This window comes from Lichenicoccus roseus (assembly GCF_005844085.1).
Taxonomy (GTDB): domain Bacteria; phylum Pseudomonadota; class Alphaproteobacteria; order Acetobacterales; family Acetobacteraceae; genus Lichenicoccus; species Lichenicoccus roseus.
In genome coordinates this window covers 396,648-411,789 of record NZ_VCDI01000001.1, presented here as the reverse complement: position 1 = coordinate 411,789, position 15,142 = coordinate 396,648, and the positions used below count along the sequence as shown (strand labels likewise).

The following is a 15,142-nucleotide window of genomic DNA, read 5'->3' as shown; positions in this document are numbered from 1 at the left end:
ATGGCATTTCCGCTCCTGCTGGCGGATCCGGTCGTCGAGCAGGATGGCCGTCAGTATCTGCGTGCTTCCGACGGCGGCTTGCATCCGCTGCTGGACGGGGCGGGATTGCAGTTCGAACGGTTCGTCCAGGGCTGGACACCGAGCCTGCTCTACGCGGGCCTGCCACCTTTCCTGGTCCTCGAGTTCCGTAATCTCGACGGCTTGCGGGTTGCCTGGCTGCTCGACGCGCGTTTGCGCAGGCTCGGCGACTGCATCGAGGATCTCGACGCCGATCAGGTGGATGCGCTGAGCGAGGCGGTCGTGCCGGTGCTGCGGCGGATCGCGCGCGACGTGCTGATGCTGGCGATCCCGCTGCTGTCGCGCGAGGCGCAGGCCTTCGCCTCGATCAACCAGGCGCTGCGGCGGCAGCTCGTCGACCTGGCGGCGGCGGACGCGCTGCTCGCCCCCGGGATCGTGTCGGTAGCCGACATGGCGGAGACGATGTGGCCGGATGAAGCCGCACCTCCCGCCGGGGAGCCGCTCTCGCGCGCCCATCTCGAGGCCGGGCTGTCGGTGCCGTTCGAGGATCGCGTCCTGGCTGCGACCACGGATGGCATGCTGCGGTATCCCAGCCCGATCGACGGACGACCGTTGCGCTGCCAGGGCAGCCTCTACCTGGACGATTTTCGCATCGCCTACCGCTATGCCGACATCTCCGCCGGCCTCGCCTTCTACGTCGTTGCCTCGGACCATCGTTTCCGGGCTATCGCGGTCTATCTGCCGGCGCTCGACCTGCTGGTGGTGCCGGATGCCTGGACGAGACACCTGCTGGGGACCTATTTCGCGCCCGGCGTGCAGCAGCTTCTGCTGGTCCATGCGGCGAACGAGGCGGCGGATCTGGTGCCGTATCTCGCCCGCGGCGCACAGCGCGTCGCCAGCGTGCTGCGCGGCACGCCCGGTACGCATCTCGGCCACCAGCTCTGGAACGAGCTGTCCGGGATCGAGCATCTGCTCGACCGCCATCCCGGGCCGTTGCTGCCGGAGTGGATCGTGCCCGGACCGTGCCGGGCGATCGAACTCTGGGGCGCCACCGACCGGGTGTTTCCCGAACTGCGCCACCATGTCCGGCGCGATTTCACACACGGGCGCGAGGTGCGGCCCTATCTCTACCGCGAGGGCGTCTGCGCGGTACGGCTGACCGGCGAGTGTGTCTCGGAGAAGCTGCGCCGGAGGCTGCAGCGCCTCGCCCGCAACGATGCCGGCTATCCCGCTGCCCGCGCGATGGCCGCCGAAAGCCGCCGCCGGGGCGCACCGGTGATCGTGCTCGGGCTGCGGGTGGAGAACCGCACGCTGGTGGATCTCGGCGACTTCATGGCCGAGGCCATCGCCATGATCGCGCAGCGCTGGCCGGGGGCGACGGTGGTGATCGACGGTCACAACAGCTGGGATGCGAACAGCGCCGCCGGCACCATCCAGAGCCATGGCGAGTGGCTCGCCGCAACGCCGCCGCTGCTGGTCGAGCGCGGCATCGCGGCAGGGCTGCGCGAAGCCGCCGCCGGCCTCGATATCGCCATCGTCGACACGCTGGGGGCGACGCTGCAGCACAGCCTTGCCTGGACGCAGCTGTGCGATGGCTTCCTGTCGATCTGGGGCGCCAGCCTCGCCAAGTATCGCTGGGCCTGCAACAAGCCGGGGCTGGTGTTGACCAGCCGGGCCAACCTGCTCGGGCGCGACGACCTGCACATCTACGACGCGCCGCGCACCATCGAGCGTCCGAGCAGGCTGCTGTTCATCGATCCAGACGCCGTCGAGGACGATGCCGGGGCGCCGCGGCTGGTGGCGGTGTCCTCGGCAGAGAACGATCCGCATTTCGCCAACTTCCGTGTGGATCACCCGAGGGTACTCGCGCAGTTCGGGGTTCTCGTCGAAGCCTTGATGAACACGACAAACAATGCGTCCGGCCGCGTAACCAGCTAGCTTCGCGTCCAGGCAATGCCGGGTGCAAGCGTTCCATGGTTTCGCGTATCGCGATCATCGGCGCGGGCTGGTACGGCTGTCATATCGGCACGTCGCTCAAGCTGCTCGGGTTCGACGTTACCGTGTTCGAGCAGCATGCGCGGCCGCTGCACGAGGCGTCCGGCAACAACCAGTTCCGCCTGCATCTCGGCTTTCATTATCCGCGGCATCACCAGACGCGGGTGCAGTCGCGCGACGGCTTCATGCGATTCATGGAGCGCTACCCGTATCTCAGCCGCGAGGTGACGGAGAACATCTATGCGGTGCCGAGCCTGGAGAGCCTGATCGATTTCGCGACCTACCGGCTGATCATGACGTCGTCCGGAATCGAGTATCGCGAGGTCGGCGGCTGCAGCGTGCCGATCGCGGGGGTGGCGGGACTGATCCGCACCGGCGAACGGGTGCTGCTGATCGAGCAGGCGCGGCGCTACTTCATCGCACAGCTCGCAGGCAGCCTGGTGCTCGGCCATCATGTCGGCAGCATCGAGCACGAGCCGGGCTGCGTGCGTGTCGAGGGCCAGCCGTTCGACCTGCTGGTGAATGCAAGCTGGGGCCAGCAGGACGGGCTGCCGCCCGGCTTCTTCTACGAGCCGACCATGCTGCTGTACTACGAGACCGACCGGCCGTTTCCGGCGGTGACCCTGGTCGACGGCCCGCTCTGCTCGGTCTATCCGACCGAGGATCCGAGCATCTACACGCTCTCCTCGGTGCCGCACACGCCGCTCGGGCACGCCACCGATCCGGCGCGCGCGCGGCATCTGCGCGACAGTGTCACGGCGGAGACCGTCGACGCGCGGCGGTGCGCGATGGAGGCGCAGATCGCACGCTACCTGCCGGACTTCGAGGAGAGTTTCCGGTTCGTCGGGCCGCAGCTCTCGATCAAGACAAAGCCGGTCGGCAGTTTCGACGACCGGTCCTGCTCGGTGATCCGGCGCGGGCGCGTGTTCCATGTCATGTCCGGCAAGATAGACACCATCTTCTTTGCGATGGAACGCATCCTCTCGTTCCTGGAGGCGTCGCAATCGCCCGCGGTGGCGCCGTTGCAGAGCCCGCTGCGACAGGACATCCTCGATCGCGGCCTGGTCACGCATGCGGTCTGACGATGGCACCGGCGACGCCCTGATCGGCCATACCGGCTTCGTCGGCTCGAACCTGCTGCGCCGGCGCGACTTCGACGCGACCTACAATTCGAGCAGCATCGGCGACATCGATGGCCGGCGCTTCGACGCGGTGGTGTGCGCCGGCGCCGCCGGGGTGAAATGGTGGGCGAACCAGAACCCAGGCGAGGATCGCGTCCGGATCGAGGGGCTGATGCGCCATCTCGACACCATCGAGGCCAGCCACTTCACCCTTGTCTCGACGGTCGATGTCTACGACACGCCCGTCGGCGTCGACGAGGATGACGAACCTTCGCCGGACCGTCTGCACCCGTATGGCCGCAACCGGCTCATGCTCGAACGCCATGTCGTGGACCGCTTCGCCGACCATCTCGTCGTGCGGCTGCCGGGCCTGTTCGGACCCGGGCTGAAGAAGAACGCCATCCATGATCTCATGCATGGGGAACGGCTGGGCGGCATCGACCCGGCATCGAGGTTGCAGTGGTACCCGCTGGACCGGCTGGCCGACGATCTCGCCCGCGCACGCCGGCTCGGCCTGTCCCGGCTCAACCTGGCAACCGCGCCGATCGCGATGGCGACATTGTGCGGCCGGCTGTTCCCCGACGCCGTGATCGGCGCCGGAGTTTCGGGAACGCCCGCGATCTACGACATGCGCACCAGGCACGACGACGCCTTCGGAGGCGCCGGTGGTGTGCTCATGGACGCGGACGCCGTGCTGGCGGCGCTCGCGCGCTTCGTGGCATGCGCCTAGCGGTCTCCAACCTCGCCTGGGACCCCGCGCTCGTCCCGGACGCACGGATGCTGGCGATGCTTGCACGCGGCGGCGCGTCGGGGGTCGAGGTCGCGCCAACCCGCCTTGCGCCCTGGAACGAGATCACCCCGTCGCGGCTGCAGGGCTTTCGCGACGCCTGCCGGGGCGAGGGGCTGTCGGTCAGCTCGCTGCAGGCGATCTTCTACGGCTGCACGGGGATGGCGTTGCTCGCGGGCGACGCCGAATTCGCGTCCATGCGGGAGCAGGTGCGGCGCCTGGCTGGTATCGCCACGGGCCTCGGGGCGCCGGTCGCGGTGTTCGGCGCGCCGGCCTATCGCAGCCGGGGCGCGCTGACGCTCTCGGCCGCGACCGATCTTGCATCCGACCGGCTGTGGCAACTGGCGGAGCTGGCTGGCGCCGGCGGTGTGGTGCTGGGCCTCGAACCGGTTCCCGCCGTCTACGGCGCCGACTTTCTCGAGCGCGCCGGCGAGGTGATCGGGATGGTCAGCCGCGTCGGCCATCCCGGCCTGAGGGTGCATCTCGACACCGCCTGCGTGGCGCTCGCCGGCGACGATCCCGTCGCAGCCATAGCGGCGGCCGGACCGTTGCTCGCGCACTACCACATGTCGGAGCCCCGGCTCGGCGGTTTCGCGGCGCCGGTACTCGATCATGCGGCGGTGGCGCGGGCGCTGGACGAAGCGGGCTACACCGGATGGGTGGTCATCGAGATGCTGGCCGCCGGCGCCGCCTGCGAGGATGACGTCGCCACCGCACTTGCCTTCGCCGCGGCGGTGGGTGGCCGCCGGAGCGCTTGCCGGTCGTAACGCAACCGATCTAGGCTTTTCGCGTGACGGACCTACCTGCAGCAGCGCCGGACGACCTGGCTCCCGCCGGCGGCGACACCCCGCTCGTGCAGCTCGCCGACGTCACCAAGAGCTTCGGTGCGAGGCAGGCGCTGGCCGGGATCTCGTTCACGGTCCCCGCCGGGCAGGTCTGCGGCCTGCTCGGTCCGAACGGCGCCGGCAAGACCACGCTGTTCCGTCTCCTGATGGGCGTGCTGAAGGTGACCTCGGGCCGGGTGCGGGTTGCCGGGCTGGATGCCTTCGAGGACCGTGTCTCCGTGATGCGCCAGCTCGGCTTCCTGCCCGACGAGCCGGTGTTCTACGCCTACCTGTCAGGACGCGAGCTGCTGCAGCTCAGCGCAGCCATGCATGGCCTCGACGTCGCCGCCACCATGGCGCGGCTGGCACCGACGGTGGCGCGCCTGCGCATGGCCGACCAGCTCGATGCCTATGCCGAGGAGTATTCACGCGGCACCAAGAAGAAGCTCGGGCTTTTGCTGGCGCTGCTGCACCAGCCCCGGCTGCTGGTGCTCGACGAGCCGACCAACGGCCTGGACGTCGAATCCACCCACCTGTTCTATGCGTTGATCCGCGAGCAGGCCGCGTCGGGCACCACCATCCTGTTCTCGACCCACCTGATGGACCACGTCGCCCGCCTTTGCTCGCACGCGGTGATCATCAACGAGGGGCGGGTGGTGGCCGCCGGGTCGCTGCAGGCGCTGCAGGCGGGGCACGGCGATGCCACCCTGGAGGACATGTTCCTGCGCCTGACGCAGCGGCCGCCGCAGGAAGCATGAGACCGGGCTCGCGAGCGGGGCCCGGCGCGGTCGCCGTCGTGCGCCTGCTGCTGGCCAATGCTTGGCGGCGTGGCCAGGGCCGCAGGGCACGCGCGAGACAGATTGCCCGGGTGACGACATCCGGCCGATCGAGCGGCCTGGGCGGCTTCGCGATCCTGTTCGTCATGGCGTTGATGATGGCGTTCAACCTCGTCGCCGCCCTGGCGGTGCGCGACGTCGTGCTCGCCGGGCAGCGTGTCGAGGCCGAGCGGCACGGCCGGATGGTGGTCGACGACGATTTTCTTCGCCAGGCGATCGATATCCATCTCAGGGTGCTCGGCGAGTCCAGCAGCTGGTCCCGCGTCGATGGCCCGCCTCCGCTGCCATACCGGTCCGAGGCCAGCAGCATCGCCGGGGAGACACACGGCGATGCCGCCGCCATCGAGCGACGGCTGCGACACGCGGCCTTCAACGGGCGCCTCGTCGCCCGCAGCAGGGCGATGCCCGGACTGGCATCCTCGCGCGCCTATGCCGGCTACCCGGCGCTGCTTGCGACAATCGTCCTGCTGGTCTGGCTGCTGGCGCTGGTGCTGCAGGGCGAGGGGCTGGAGCTGGATGCACAGCAGCGCCGCCACCCGATGTGGGAATGGCTGCTGAGCCATCCGGTCGCACCCGGCTCCGTGTTCGCCGCCGAGATGCTGGCTCCGATCGCCGCCAACCCGATGTTCTGGGCGGCGCCCCTGCTGCCTGCGGTGCTGTACGGCATGGTCTACGATCCGATGCTGGCGGTGCTGGCCGGGCTGGTAGTGGGCGTGCCGCTTACCGTCGCCGCCGCCTGCCTCGGCAAGGCGCTGGAAATCGGCGTCGTGCTGCGGCTGAGGATGCGGACACGCGGTGGCGTCGCCGGGCTGCTGGGCTGGCTCGGGACCCTGGCGTTCACCGTGGTCTTCGTGGGCTGGGGTGCCACCGTGCCGATCGCGACCGCGCTGGCCGGCCCGCTGCGCGGACTGGCGGCTCTGCCATGGCCGGCCCTCGGCCTGATGCTGGGCTATCGCGGCGACGGCGGCTTCTCCTTCGGCGCCGGCGTACTGGCATGCGACGGTCTTTCCGGCCTGTTGATCGTAGCCTCGCTCGGATTTGCGACCTGGAGCGCCCGCAGGGGCCTGTCGGCGCCGCCGGAGCCGCATGCGCTGGTCTCGTCCCGCCTGCTGGCACGTCCGATCCGGTTCGGCCGCGATCCGCTCATACGCAAGGAGCTGCTGTGGTTCGCGCGAGACCGTGGCGCGCTGGTACAGGCGGTGCTGATCCCCGGCAGCATGGCCGGGCTGCAAATGTTCAACCTCAGGGGGCTGGCGGCCGGGGCGGGTGATGGCTGGAACACCTGCTGCTGCGCCGCCATCCTGTTCGGAACCTACTTCCTGGCCGTGCTCGGCCCGCGCTCGCTTGCCTCCGAGGGGACGGCGCTCTGGATCGCGCTGACCTGGCCACGCGGCCTGGAGAGCCTTCTGAAGACCAAGGCGCGGCTATGGACGGTGCTGTCCTCGATCATGGTGGCGGCGGTTCTCGCCTACGCCGCCTGGCGTTTCCCGGACGACCGCGGCGCGATCCTGCTGGTCGCCGCCGGCTGGTTGCCATTTGCCCGCAGCATGGCGCGCAAGGCGGTTACCCTGGCCTCCGTGCAAGGCCCGTCCGGCGAGGCGGAACGCATTCCGGCCGGGCGTCGCTATGCCGTGTACCTTGGCACCCTGACCTTCGCCACCGGCGTGCAGACGCAGCAATGGCAGGTGGCGTTCACCGGCATCGTGTTCTCCACGCTGTCGGCGGCGGCGATGTGGCAGAATTTCCGGGCGCGGCTGCCCTATCTCCATGATCCCTGGTCGGCCCGTCCGCCGACGCCGCCGACCCTGATGCACGCCATGATCGCCATCACGCTGCTGGTCGAGATCGGCGCAGTGCTGGGCGGCATCGCCCTGGCGCTCGCCGGCACCGGCTTCGCCGCCATCGCCTGGACCCTCGGCTACGGACTGGCTGCGACAGGCGTTGCCCTGGGCGTGGCGCGGTTCCTGGCCCGCCGCGACGTGCCGGCGCGCGCAGTCTGGTGCTGGACCCGCGGCTCCACGCCTGACAACCGCACGCCCGCCAATCCTGGGACCGCCAGCTTGCGCGCATGGATTGCGGCCCTGGCGGTGGCGGCCCTGCTGGGGGTGGCGCTGGGCCTGCTCGCACGGCTCTATCTCGACGGCCTGCAGCGGATCCCCTGGGTGCACGACCTGCTGCAGCACGAGCGCGACCGCATCGCCTCCGTGCCGCATCTGCACGACGCCTATCTCGTCCTTGCCGTGCTGATCGCTCCGCCCGCGGAGGAATACCTGTTCAGGGGCCTGCTGTTCCGGGCGCTCGACCGGGAGTGGGGCGGATGGCGGGCGATCGCCGGCAGTGCGGTCTTCTTTGCCATCTACCATCCGGTGCTGTCCTGGCTGCCGGTCGCCACGCTCGGCGCCGTCAACGCCCTGCTGTTCAAGCGTACCGGGCGCCTTGCGCCGGCGGTGCTGCTGCACATGGTTCTACAACGCGGTGGTGCTGGCCTGAGCCGGCAGCGCAGGCGCACCGGTTGCACCGCATCGCCGCCTGTGCTCTAAGCCCCGCCTTCCCTGCCGGAGCGTGGCATCGCTCCGGCTATACCCATGTCCGATTGGACGGCAGGAAGCGGAGGTCCGCTCCCGGCTCGGGTTGAACACATCCGAAGGGAGCAACCATGCCATTTTACGAGTGCGTGCTGATCGCACGCAACGACGTCACGCAGCAGCAGGTCGAGGGTATCGCCGATATCGTCGCCACCCAGCTCGAAGGCGACGGCGGCAGCATCCAGAAGCGCGAATACTGGGGCCTGCGCAGCCTGGCCTACCGCATCAAGAAGAACCGCAAGGGGCACTACATGCTCCTCGGCCTCGATGCGAAGCCCGCCTCGATCAACGAGATGGAGCGCCAGCTCAACCTCAACGAGGACGTGCTGCGCTTCATGACCATCCGCATCGAGGAGATCGAGGAGGCGCCGTCGGCGATCCTGAGCCGCAAGAGCGACGACCGCGAACGTGGCTTCCGCGGGCCCAAGCCGGCCGGGCGCTTCGATAGCGGCCGCAAGCGCGGCTACGACGACCGCGAGGAATTCCGCGCACGGGACGAAGGTCCGCGTGGACGCCCCGAGATGGCGGAAGGGGAGTAAGCACCGATGTCGGATACCACAGACGTCAACCCGTCGCAGCGGCGCACCGCCGTCGGCGCCCGCCGGCCGTTCTACCGCCGTCGCAAGTCCTGCCCGTTCTCCGGCCCGAACGCGCCGAAGATCGACTACAAGGACGTGCGCCTGCTGTCCCGCTTCCTCTCGGAGCGTGGCAAGATCGTGCCGAGCCGCATCACCGCCGTCTCGGCCAAGAAGCAGCGCGAGCTGGCGCAGGCGATCAAGCGCGCCCGCTTCCTGGCCCTGCTGCCGTACATCCTGAGCTGAGGGAGAAGGCCCATGGCCGCAACCGAAGTCATCCTGCTCCAGCGCGTCGAGAAGCTGGGCCAGATGGGCGAGATCGTGAAGGTGAAGCCCGGCTTCGCCCGCAACTATCTGCTGCCCGAGGGCAAGGCGATCCGCGCCAACACCCATAACCGCGAGCGCTTCGAGCGCGAGCGGGTGCAGCTCGAGGCACAGAACATCAAGCGCCGCGAGGAGGCCGAGAGGCTCGCCGAGCGGGTGGGCGGCATGACGGTCGTCATCATCCGCCAGGCCGGTGACAGCGGCAGCCTGTACGGCTCGGTGACGCCGCGCGACATCGCGGTCGCCACCACCGAGGGTGGCCTGTCGGTCGACCGCCAGCAGGTGCAGCTCGACAACCCGATCAAGACCCTCGGCCTGTCCGAGGTCCGGGTGGTGCTGCATCCCGAGGTGGTGATCCGCATCAACGTCAATGTTGCCCGCTCCCCCGAGGAGGCCGAGCGACAGGCTCGTGGCGAGCGGGTCGGCCGTGACCAGGACGACGAGGACGAGGTCGAGGAGATCGAGTCCCCCGAGGCTGGCGGGTTCGATCCGACCGCCTGATCAGGGCTAAACCGACACCGCCGACCAAGGCCCCGGGGCGCTGCTCCGGGGCCTTTTTCGTGTGCAGACGCATGCGATCAGCTGATCGTTATAGGACAACGGGTTGTAGGGCTTTCATTCTGCTGGGCGATAGCTTCGGGAACGCACTGGGGAGGCCTTCACGCAATGTCGGTCATGCTCGACGTCATCATGAGGCGCTTCATCCGGCGTGGCATCCTCGATGTCCGCTACCCCGATGGCAGGACGCGCCGCTACGGGACGCACGGCCCGCAGGCGGGGCTGTGGCTCGAGACCCGTCGTGCGGAGCTTGGGTTGATCGTCAACCCGGGCCTGCTGATGCCCGAAGCCTACATGGAGGGCGGCCTGCGTCCGATGGGGTGCAGCCTGTATGCCCTCATGGAAGTGCTGATGATGAACGTGCAGAACCCGGCGCATCCGGCGATGCAGGTCGTCGCGAGGATGCGGCGCCTGCGGCGGGCGTGGTCGCAGTCCAATCCGGCGCCACGGTCGCGTCGCAACGTGGCACATCACTACGACCTCAGCGGACGCTTGTATTCGCTGTTCCTGGACCGCGACCGGCAATATTCCTGCGCCTACTTCGCCCAGGGCGACGAAAGCCTGGACGAGGCGCAGGAAGCCAAGAAGCACCATATCGCCGCCAAGCTGAAGCTGGACCGGCCCGGGCTGCGCGTCCTGGACATCGGTTGCGGCTGGGGTGGCATGGCGCTGACCCTGGCACGCGACTATGGCGCCCGCGTCACCGGCATCACGCTGTCGACGGAGCAGCTCGAGGCGGCGCGGGCGCGGGCGGTGGCCGAGGGACTGGATGACCGCGTGAGCTTCGAACTTGTCGATTATCGCGACCTGAACCAGCGCTACGACCGCATCGTCTCGGTCGGCATGTTCGAGCATGTCGGCATTTCGCACTACGGCGAGTTCTTCGCGCGGCTGCGTGACTGCCTCGCCGAGGACGGGGTGGCGCTGATACACTCGATCGGACGCGCCGACGGGCCCGGCGCCACCAATGCGTGGATCGCGAAATACATCTTCCCGGGGGGCTACTCGCCGGCCCTGAGCGAGACCACCGCCGCCATCGAGCAGTCGGGGCTGTGGATCACCGACATCGAGATCCTGCGCCTGCATTATGCAAAGACGCTGGCGCACTGGAGCCGCCGCTTCGCCGCCAACCGCACCATCATCGCGTCGCTCTACGACGAGCGCTTCTGCCGCATGTTCGAGCTCTACCTGGTCTCGGCGGAACTCGCCTTCCGCCGGCAGGGGCAGATCAACTTCCAGATCCAGCTCACGCGCGACCCGACCGCAGTACCGCTGACACGCGACTACATGTTCGATGCGGAACGCCTGCACGGTGTCGCGGCGGAACGCATGACGGAGGCGGCCGGAGACTGACCCAGGCAGCCGGGGTCTTTATACCACCTTTATGCTCCCGGTGGCTGGCCCGCATGGCGCCTTTACGCGGCGCGGGCCTACCACTTTCCAGCTTATCCCTGCTGGAAAGACAGCACCCATGTTCGACATCCTGCTGCTGCTCCTCGGAGCCGGCTGCATCCTACTGATGGACGGCTACGCGTCCCTCTGCGCGCGGATCTGAGCCCATGACACTCGATCTGCTGCTCGGCGCCGTCACCTCGCTGGGCCTGCTCGGCTACCTGGTCTGGGCGCTGATCCGTCCCGAAGATTTCTAGGAAATTATGCACATGACGATCATCGGCCTGGCGCAGATCGCGCTTGTGCTGGCGATCGTGCTCGCACTCGCGGGCCCGGTCGGCCGGTATATCGCCGCCATCCTGAGTGGCGAGCGAACCTTTCTCACCCCCGTCCTCGCCCCGGTCGAACGCGGCACCTATGCCATCCTCGGCATCGACCCCGCGAAGGGCATGGGCTGGCGCAGCTACGTCTCCGCGCTGCTGCTGCTGAACGCGGTGCACTTCGCGCTGCTCTACGCGATCCTGCGGCTGCAGTTCTACCTGCCGTTCAACCCGGGTGGTGTCGCCGGCATGCCGTCGGCCCTTGCGTTCAACACCGCGGTCTCGTTCGTCACCAACACGAACTGGCAGGCCTACACCCCGGAAGGCGGCATCTCCAACGGTGCGCAGATGCTGGGCCTGACGGTGCACATGTTCGTCTCCGCCGCCACCGGCGTCGCGGTCGCTGCCGCCGTGATCCGCGCCTTCGCCGCCGGCGGGGTGCAGACGCTCGGCAATGCCTGGGCCGACATCACCCGCGCGATGCTCTACGTGCTGCTGCCGCTGACGGTGCTGTTCACGATCATCCTGATGGCAAGCGGCGTCCCGCAGACGCTGCTCGCCAACGCCCAGGTCACCACCCTGGAAGGGGCCACCCAGACCATCGCGCGCGGACCGGTCGCCTTCCAGGAGGCGATCAAGCTGCTCGGCACCAATGGCGGCGGCTTCTTCAATGCCAACAGCGCGCATCCGTTCGAGAACCCGACCGCGCTGACCTGCGCGATCGAGACCATCATGTTCCTGCTGATCCCGTTCTCGCTGACCGCGACCTTCGGCCGCATGGTCGGCCATCCGGCACAGGGCCGCGCGCTGCTGTGGGCGATGGGGCTGATCCTCGGTCTTGGCGCGCTGGGCTGCTACGCCGCCGAAATGGCCGGCACGCCGATGCTGCACGCCCTCGGCGTCAACCAGGCGCTCGGCAACATGGAAGGCCGCGAACTGCGCTTCGGCAACGCGCTCACCACGCTGTTCAACGTCGGCGCGACCGGCACCTCGACCGGCGCCGTCGCCGGCTTCACCGACAGCTTCACACCGCTCGGCGGCCTGATCCCGCTGTTCCTGATGCAGCTTGGCGAAGTCACTCCCGGCGGTATCGGCTCGGGCCTCTACACCATGATCGTGTTCGCGCTGCTCGCGGTGTTCGTCGCCGGGCTGATGGCGGGACGCACGCCGGAATATCTCGGCAAGAAGGTGCAGGCGAAGGAGGTGAAGCTCGCCATGCTGGCGCTGCTGATCCTGACCGCCTGGATCCTGTCGGGTGCTGCGGTGTCGCTGCTGCTGCCGGCCGGCCTCGGGGCACTGGCCAACGCCGGACCGCATGGCCTGAGCGAGATGCTGTACGCCTGGACCTCGGCCACGCAGAACAACGGCTCGGCGATGGCGGGCATCACTTCGTCTGGTCCGCTGCTCGCCTACGGCATGGCCTTCGCGATGCTGTTCGGCCGCTTCGCCGTGCTGGTGCCGGTGCTGGCGATCGCCGGCTCGATCGCCCTGAAGCCGAAGCTCCAGGCCACGTCGGGCACCTTCCCGACCACCGGCCCGCTGTTCATCGGGCTGCTGATCGGCGTCATCATCATCCTGGGCGGCCTGCAGTTCATGCCGGCCGATGCGCTCGGGCCGCTTGCGGAACATTTCGCAATGCGCGCCGGCGCGACCTATTGAGGTCATAGAAAATGTCCACAACCACGAGCAATCCTCTCGGCGGCAACTCCAACGACGCCATCAAGCTGTTCGACGGCGCCATCATCACCCGGGCAGCCCGCGACGCCTTCGGCAAGCTCAACCCGCGCCAGCTGATGCGCAACCCGGTGATCTTCGTGACCGAGATGGTCGCGATCCTCACCACCATCCTCGGCGTGCGCGACCTGTTCGTGCACATCCCGGGCAACCCGGCCTCGTTCGCACTGGCGATCGCCGCCTGGCTGTGGCTGACGGTGCTGTTCGCGACCTTCGCGGAAGCGGTCGCCGAAGGCCGGGGACGGGCGCGCGCCGAGAGCCTGCGCCGCTCGCGTACCGAGATGACCGCAAAGCACCTGCCGAACCCGGAGGATCCGGCGATCTGGCGGCAGCGTCCGGCGTCGGACCTGCGTCGCGGCGACGTGGTGCTGGTGGAGACCAACGATCTGATCCCGCTCGACGGCGAGATCATCCAGGGCATCGCCTCGGTGAACGAGAGCGCGATCACCGGCGAGAGCGCGCCGGTGATACGCGAGGCCGGCGGCGACCGGTCGGCGGTGACCGGCGGCACCCAGGTGGTGTCGGACTTCCTGGTGGTGCGCGTCACCGCCGATCCGGGCCAGACCTTCATCGACCGCATGATCCGCCTGGTGGAAGGCGCCGAACGTCGCAAGACGCCGAACGAGATCGCGCTCGACATCCTGCTCGCCGGCCTCACCATCGTGTTCCTGTTCGCGGTCACCACGCTGGTCGGCTTCGGGCACTATTCCAACACGCTGCTGCCGGTGCCGATCCTGGCGGCGCTGCTGGTGACGCTGATCCCGACCACCATCGGCGGGCTGCTGTCGGCGATCGGCATCGCCGGCATGGACCGCCTGATCCGCTTCAACGTGATCGCGACCTCCGGCCGCGCGGTCGAGGCCGCGGGCGACGTCGACACGCTGCTGCTCGACAAGACCGGCACCATAACCTTCGGCAACCGCATGGCGGCCGGCCTGTATCCGGTGCCCGGCATCGACGAGCGCCGGCTGGCGGAGGCTGCGGTGATGGCGTCCCTGGGCGACGACACCCCGGAGGGCCGCTCGATCCATGCCTTCGTCGCCGACCGCCACGGTATCCGTCCGTTCACCCCCAACGATGCGGTGACGGTGCCGTTCAGCGCCAACACCCGCCTGTCCGGACTGGATGCGGACGGCCGTGCCTGGCGCAAGGGCGCGGTGGAGAGCGTGCTGCGCATGATCGGCGAGACCAATCCGCCGGCCGCCTTCAACGCCGCGGTGGACCGCATCGCGCGTGCCGGCGGAACGCCGCTGGCGGTGACCGAGGATGGCAGCCTGCTCGGCGTGGTTGAGCTGAAGGACGTGGTCAAGCCGGGCATACGCGAGCGCTTCGCGCAGCTGCGCCAGATGGGTATCCGCACCGTGATGGTGACCGGCGACAACCGCGTCACCGCGGCCGCCATCGCCGGCGAGGCGGGGGTGGACGACTTCATCGCGGAAGCCACCCCGCAGGACAAGCTCGGCTACATACGCAGCGCGCAGGCCGAGGGCCGCATGGTGGCGATGTGCGGCGACGGCACCAACGACGCGCCGGCGCTGGCGCAGGCGGATGTCGGCGTCGCGATGCAGACCGGCACCCAGGCGGCGCGCGAGGCGGCCAACATGGTAGACCTGGACAGCGATCCGACCAAGCTCATCGAGGTGGTGGAAATCGGCAAGCAGCTGCTGATCACGCGCGGCTCGCTGACCACGTTTTCCATCGCCAACGACATCTCGAAATACTTCGCGATCCTGCCGGCAATCTTCGTGGCGACCTATCCCGGGCTCGGCGTGCTCAACATCATGCACCTGTCGACGCCGCAGAGCGCCATCATGTCGGCGGTCATCTTCAATGCGGTCGTGATCGTCGCCCTGGTGCCACTCGCCCTGCGTGGCGTGAAGTTCCGCCCGGTGAGTGCGACGCAACTGCTGCGCCGCAACCTGCTGGTCTATGGGCTCGGCGGCCTGGTGGTGCCTTTCGTGGGCATCAAGGCGATCGACCTGCTGCTCACCGCCCTGCATATCTTCGCCTGAGCAGCCAGCGCTGCTCCCCACAACAACAAGGGGAGCCTGATCGATCAGATCAGGCTCCGAG

General features: G+C 68.7%; 13 protein-coding genes. All 13 read left to right on the top strand.

Features of this window, described 5'->3' with window-relative positions; all coding sequences use genetic code 11:
• Positions 1–1,956, top strand: coding sequence for a hypothetical protein (locus tag FE263_RS01795; RefSeq protein ID WP_138324231.1), 1,956 nt, complete (start codon positions 1–3; stop codon positions 1,954–1,956).
• Between the two features lie 35 nt (positions 1,957–1,991).
• The gene (locus FE263_RS01790) at positions 1,992–3,095 is read left to right on the top strand and encodes an FAD-dependent oxidoreductase (RefSeq protein ID WP_138324230.1); all 1,104 of its coding nucleotides are present in this window, start codon (positions 1,992–1,994) and stop codon (positions 3,093–3,095) included.
• On the top strand, positions 3,085–3,864 hold the full coding sequence (locus FE263_RS01785; protein WP_138324229.1) for an NAD-dependent epimerase/dehydratase family protein: 780 nt from the start codon (positions 3,085–3,087) through the stop codon (positions 3,862–3,864). Before FE263_RS01790 ends, FE263_RS01785 begins: the two co-directional genes overlap by 11 nt.
• Positions 3,855–4,688 (top strand): sugar phosphate isomerase/epimerase family protein, encoded by an 834-nt coding sequence (locus FE263_RS01780; RefSeq protein ID WP_138324228.1) that lies wholly within the window; start codon positions 3,855–3,857, stop codon positions 4,686–4,688. The genes FE263_RS01785 and FE263_RS01780 overlap by 10 nt, the downstream gene beginning before the upstream one ends.
• 23 nt (positions 4,689–4,711) lie before the next feature.
• On the top strand, positions 4,712–5,503 hold the full coding sequence (locus FE263_RS01775) for an ABC transporter ATP-binding protein (protein WP_138324227.1): 792 nt from the start codon (positions 4,712–4,714) through the stop codon (positions 5,501–5,503).
• On the top strand, positions 5,500–8,121 hold the full coding sequence (locus tag FE263_RS01770; protein WP_138324226.1) for a CPBP family intramembrane glutamic endopeptidase: 2,622 nt from the start codon (positions 5,500–5,502) through the stop codon (positions 8,119–8,121). The genes FE263_RS01775 and FE263_RS01770 overlap by 4 nt, the downstream gene beginning before the upstream one ends.
• A 116-nt stretch (positions 8,122–8,237) precedes the next feature.
• On the top strand, positions 8,238–8,705 hold the full coding sequence (rpsF, locus tag FE263_RS01765) for a 30S ribosomal protein S6 (RefSeq protein WP_138324225.1): 468 nt from the start codon (positions 8,238–8,240) through the stop codon (positions 8,703–8,705).
• Between the two features lie 6 nt (positions 8,706–8,711).
• Positions 8,712–8,987, top strand: a complete 276-nt coding sequence (gene rpsR, locus FE263_RS01760; RefSeq protein ID WP_138324224.1) for a 30S ribosomal protein S18 — start codon at positions 8,712–8,714, stop codon at positions 8,985–8,987.
• A gap of 12 nt (positions 8,988–8,999) precedes the next feature.
• Positions 9,000–9,566 (top strand): 50S ribosomal protein L9, encoded by a 567-nt coding sequence (rplI, locus tag FE263_RS01755; protein WP_138324223.1) that lies wholly within the window; start codon positions 9,000–9,002, stop codon positions 9,564–9,566.
• A 165-nt stretch (positions 9,567–9,731) separates the two neighbouring features.
• Positions 9,732–10,976: an SAM-dependent methyltransferase gene (locus FE263_RS01750; protein WP_138324222.1), complete on the top strand. Its 1,245-nt coding sequence runs from the start codon at positions 9,732–9,734 to the stop codon at positions 10,974–10,976.
• Between the two features lie 206 nt (positions 10,977–11,182).
• Complete coding sequence (gene kdpF, locus FE263_RS01745; protein WP_138324221.1) at positions 11,183–11,272, top strand: K(+)-transporting ATPase subunit F; 90 nt, start codon at positions 11,183–11,185, stop codon at positions 11,270–11,272.
• Positions 11,273–11,284: 12 nt separating this feature from the next.
• Positions 11,285–12,994, top strand: a complete 1,710-nt coding sequence (gene kdpA, locus FE263_RS01740; protein WP_138324220.1) for a potassium-transporting ATPase subunit KdpA — start codon at positions 11,285–11,287, stop codon at positions 12,992–12,994.
• Positions 12,995–13,005: 11 nt separating this feature from the next.
• Positions 13,006–15,081, top strand: coding sequence for a potassium-transporting ATPase subunit KdpB (gene kdpB / locus FE263_RS01735; RefSeq protein ID WP_138324219.1), 2,076 nt, complete (start codon positions 13,006–13,008; stop codon positions 15,079–15,081).
• Positions 15,082–15,142: the final 61 nt, after the last annotated feature.

Bases quoted from the DNA above. Each gene is read 5' to 3' on its own strand.
- kdpA (WP_138324220.1), top strand. From the start codon at position 11,285: ATGACGATCATCGGCCTGGCGCAGATCGCGCTTGTGCTGGCGATCGTG.
- FE263_RS01790 (WP_138324230.1), top strand. From the start codon at position 1,992: ATGGTTTCGCGTATCGCGATCATCGGCGCGGGCTGGTACGGCTGTCAT.
- FE263_RS01770 (WP_138324226.1), top strand. From the start codon at position 5,500: ATGAGACCGGGCTCGCGAGCGGGGCCCGGCGCGGTCGCCGTCGTGCGC.
- kdpB (WP_138324219.1), top strand. From the start codon at position 13,006: ATGTCCACAACCACGAGCAATCCTCTCGGCGGCAACTCCAACGACGCC.
- FE263_RS01785 (WP_138324229.1), top strand. From the start codon at position 3,085: ATGCGGTCTGACGATGGCACCGGCGACGCCCTGATCGGCCATACCGGC.
- FE263_RS01780 (WP_138324228.1), top strand. From the start codon at position 3,855: ATGCGCCTAGCGGTCTCCAACCTCGCCTGGGACCCCGCGCTCGTCCCG.
- FE263_RS01795 (WP_138324231.1), top strand. From the start codon at position 1: ATGGCATTTCCGCTCCTGCTGGCGGATCCGGTCGTCGAGCAGGATGGC.
- rpsR (WP_138324224.1), top strand. From the start codon at position 8,712: ATGTCGGATACCACAGACGTCAACCCGTCGCAGCGGCGCACCGCCGTC.
- rplI (WP_138324223.1), top strand. From the start codon at position 9,000: ATGGCCGCAACCGAAGTCATCCTGCTCCAGCGCGTCGAGAAGCTGGGC.
- kdpF (WP_138324221.1), top strand. From the start codon at position 11,183: ATGACACTCGATCTGCTGCTCGGCGCCGTCACCTCGCTGGGCCTGCTC.
- FE263_RS01750 (WP_138324222.1), top strand. From the start codon at position 9,732: ATGTCGGTCATGCTCGACGTCATCATGAGGCGCTTCATCCGGCGTGGC.
- rpsF (WP_138324225.1), top strand. From the start codon at position 8,238: ATGCCATTTTACGAGTGCGTGCTGATCGCACGCAACGACGTCACGCAG.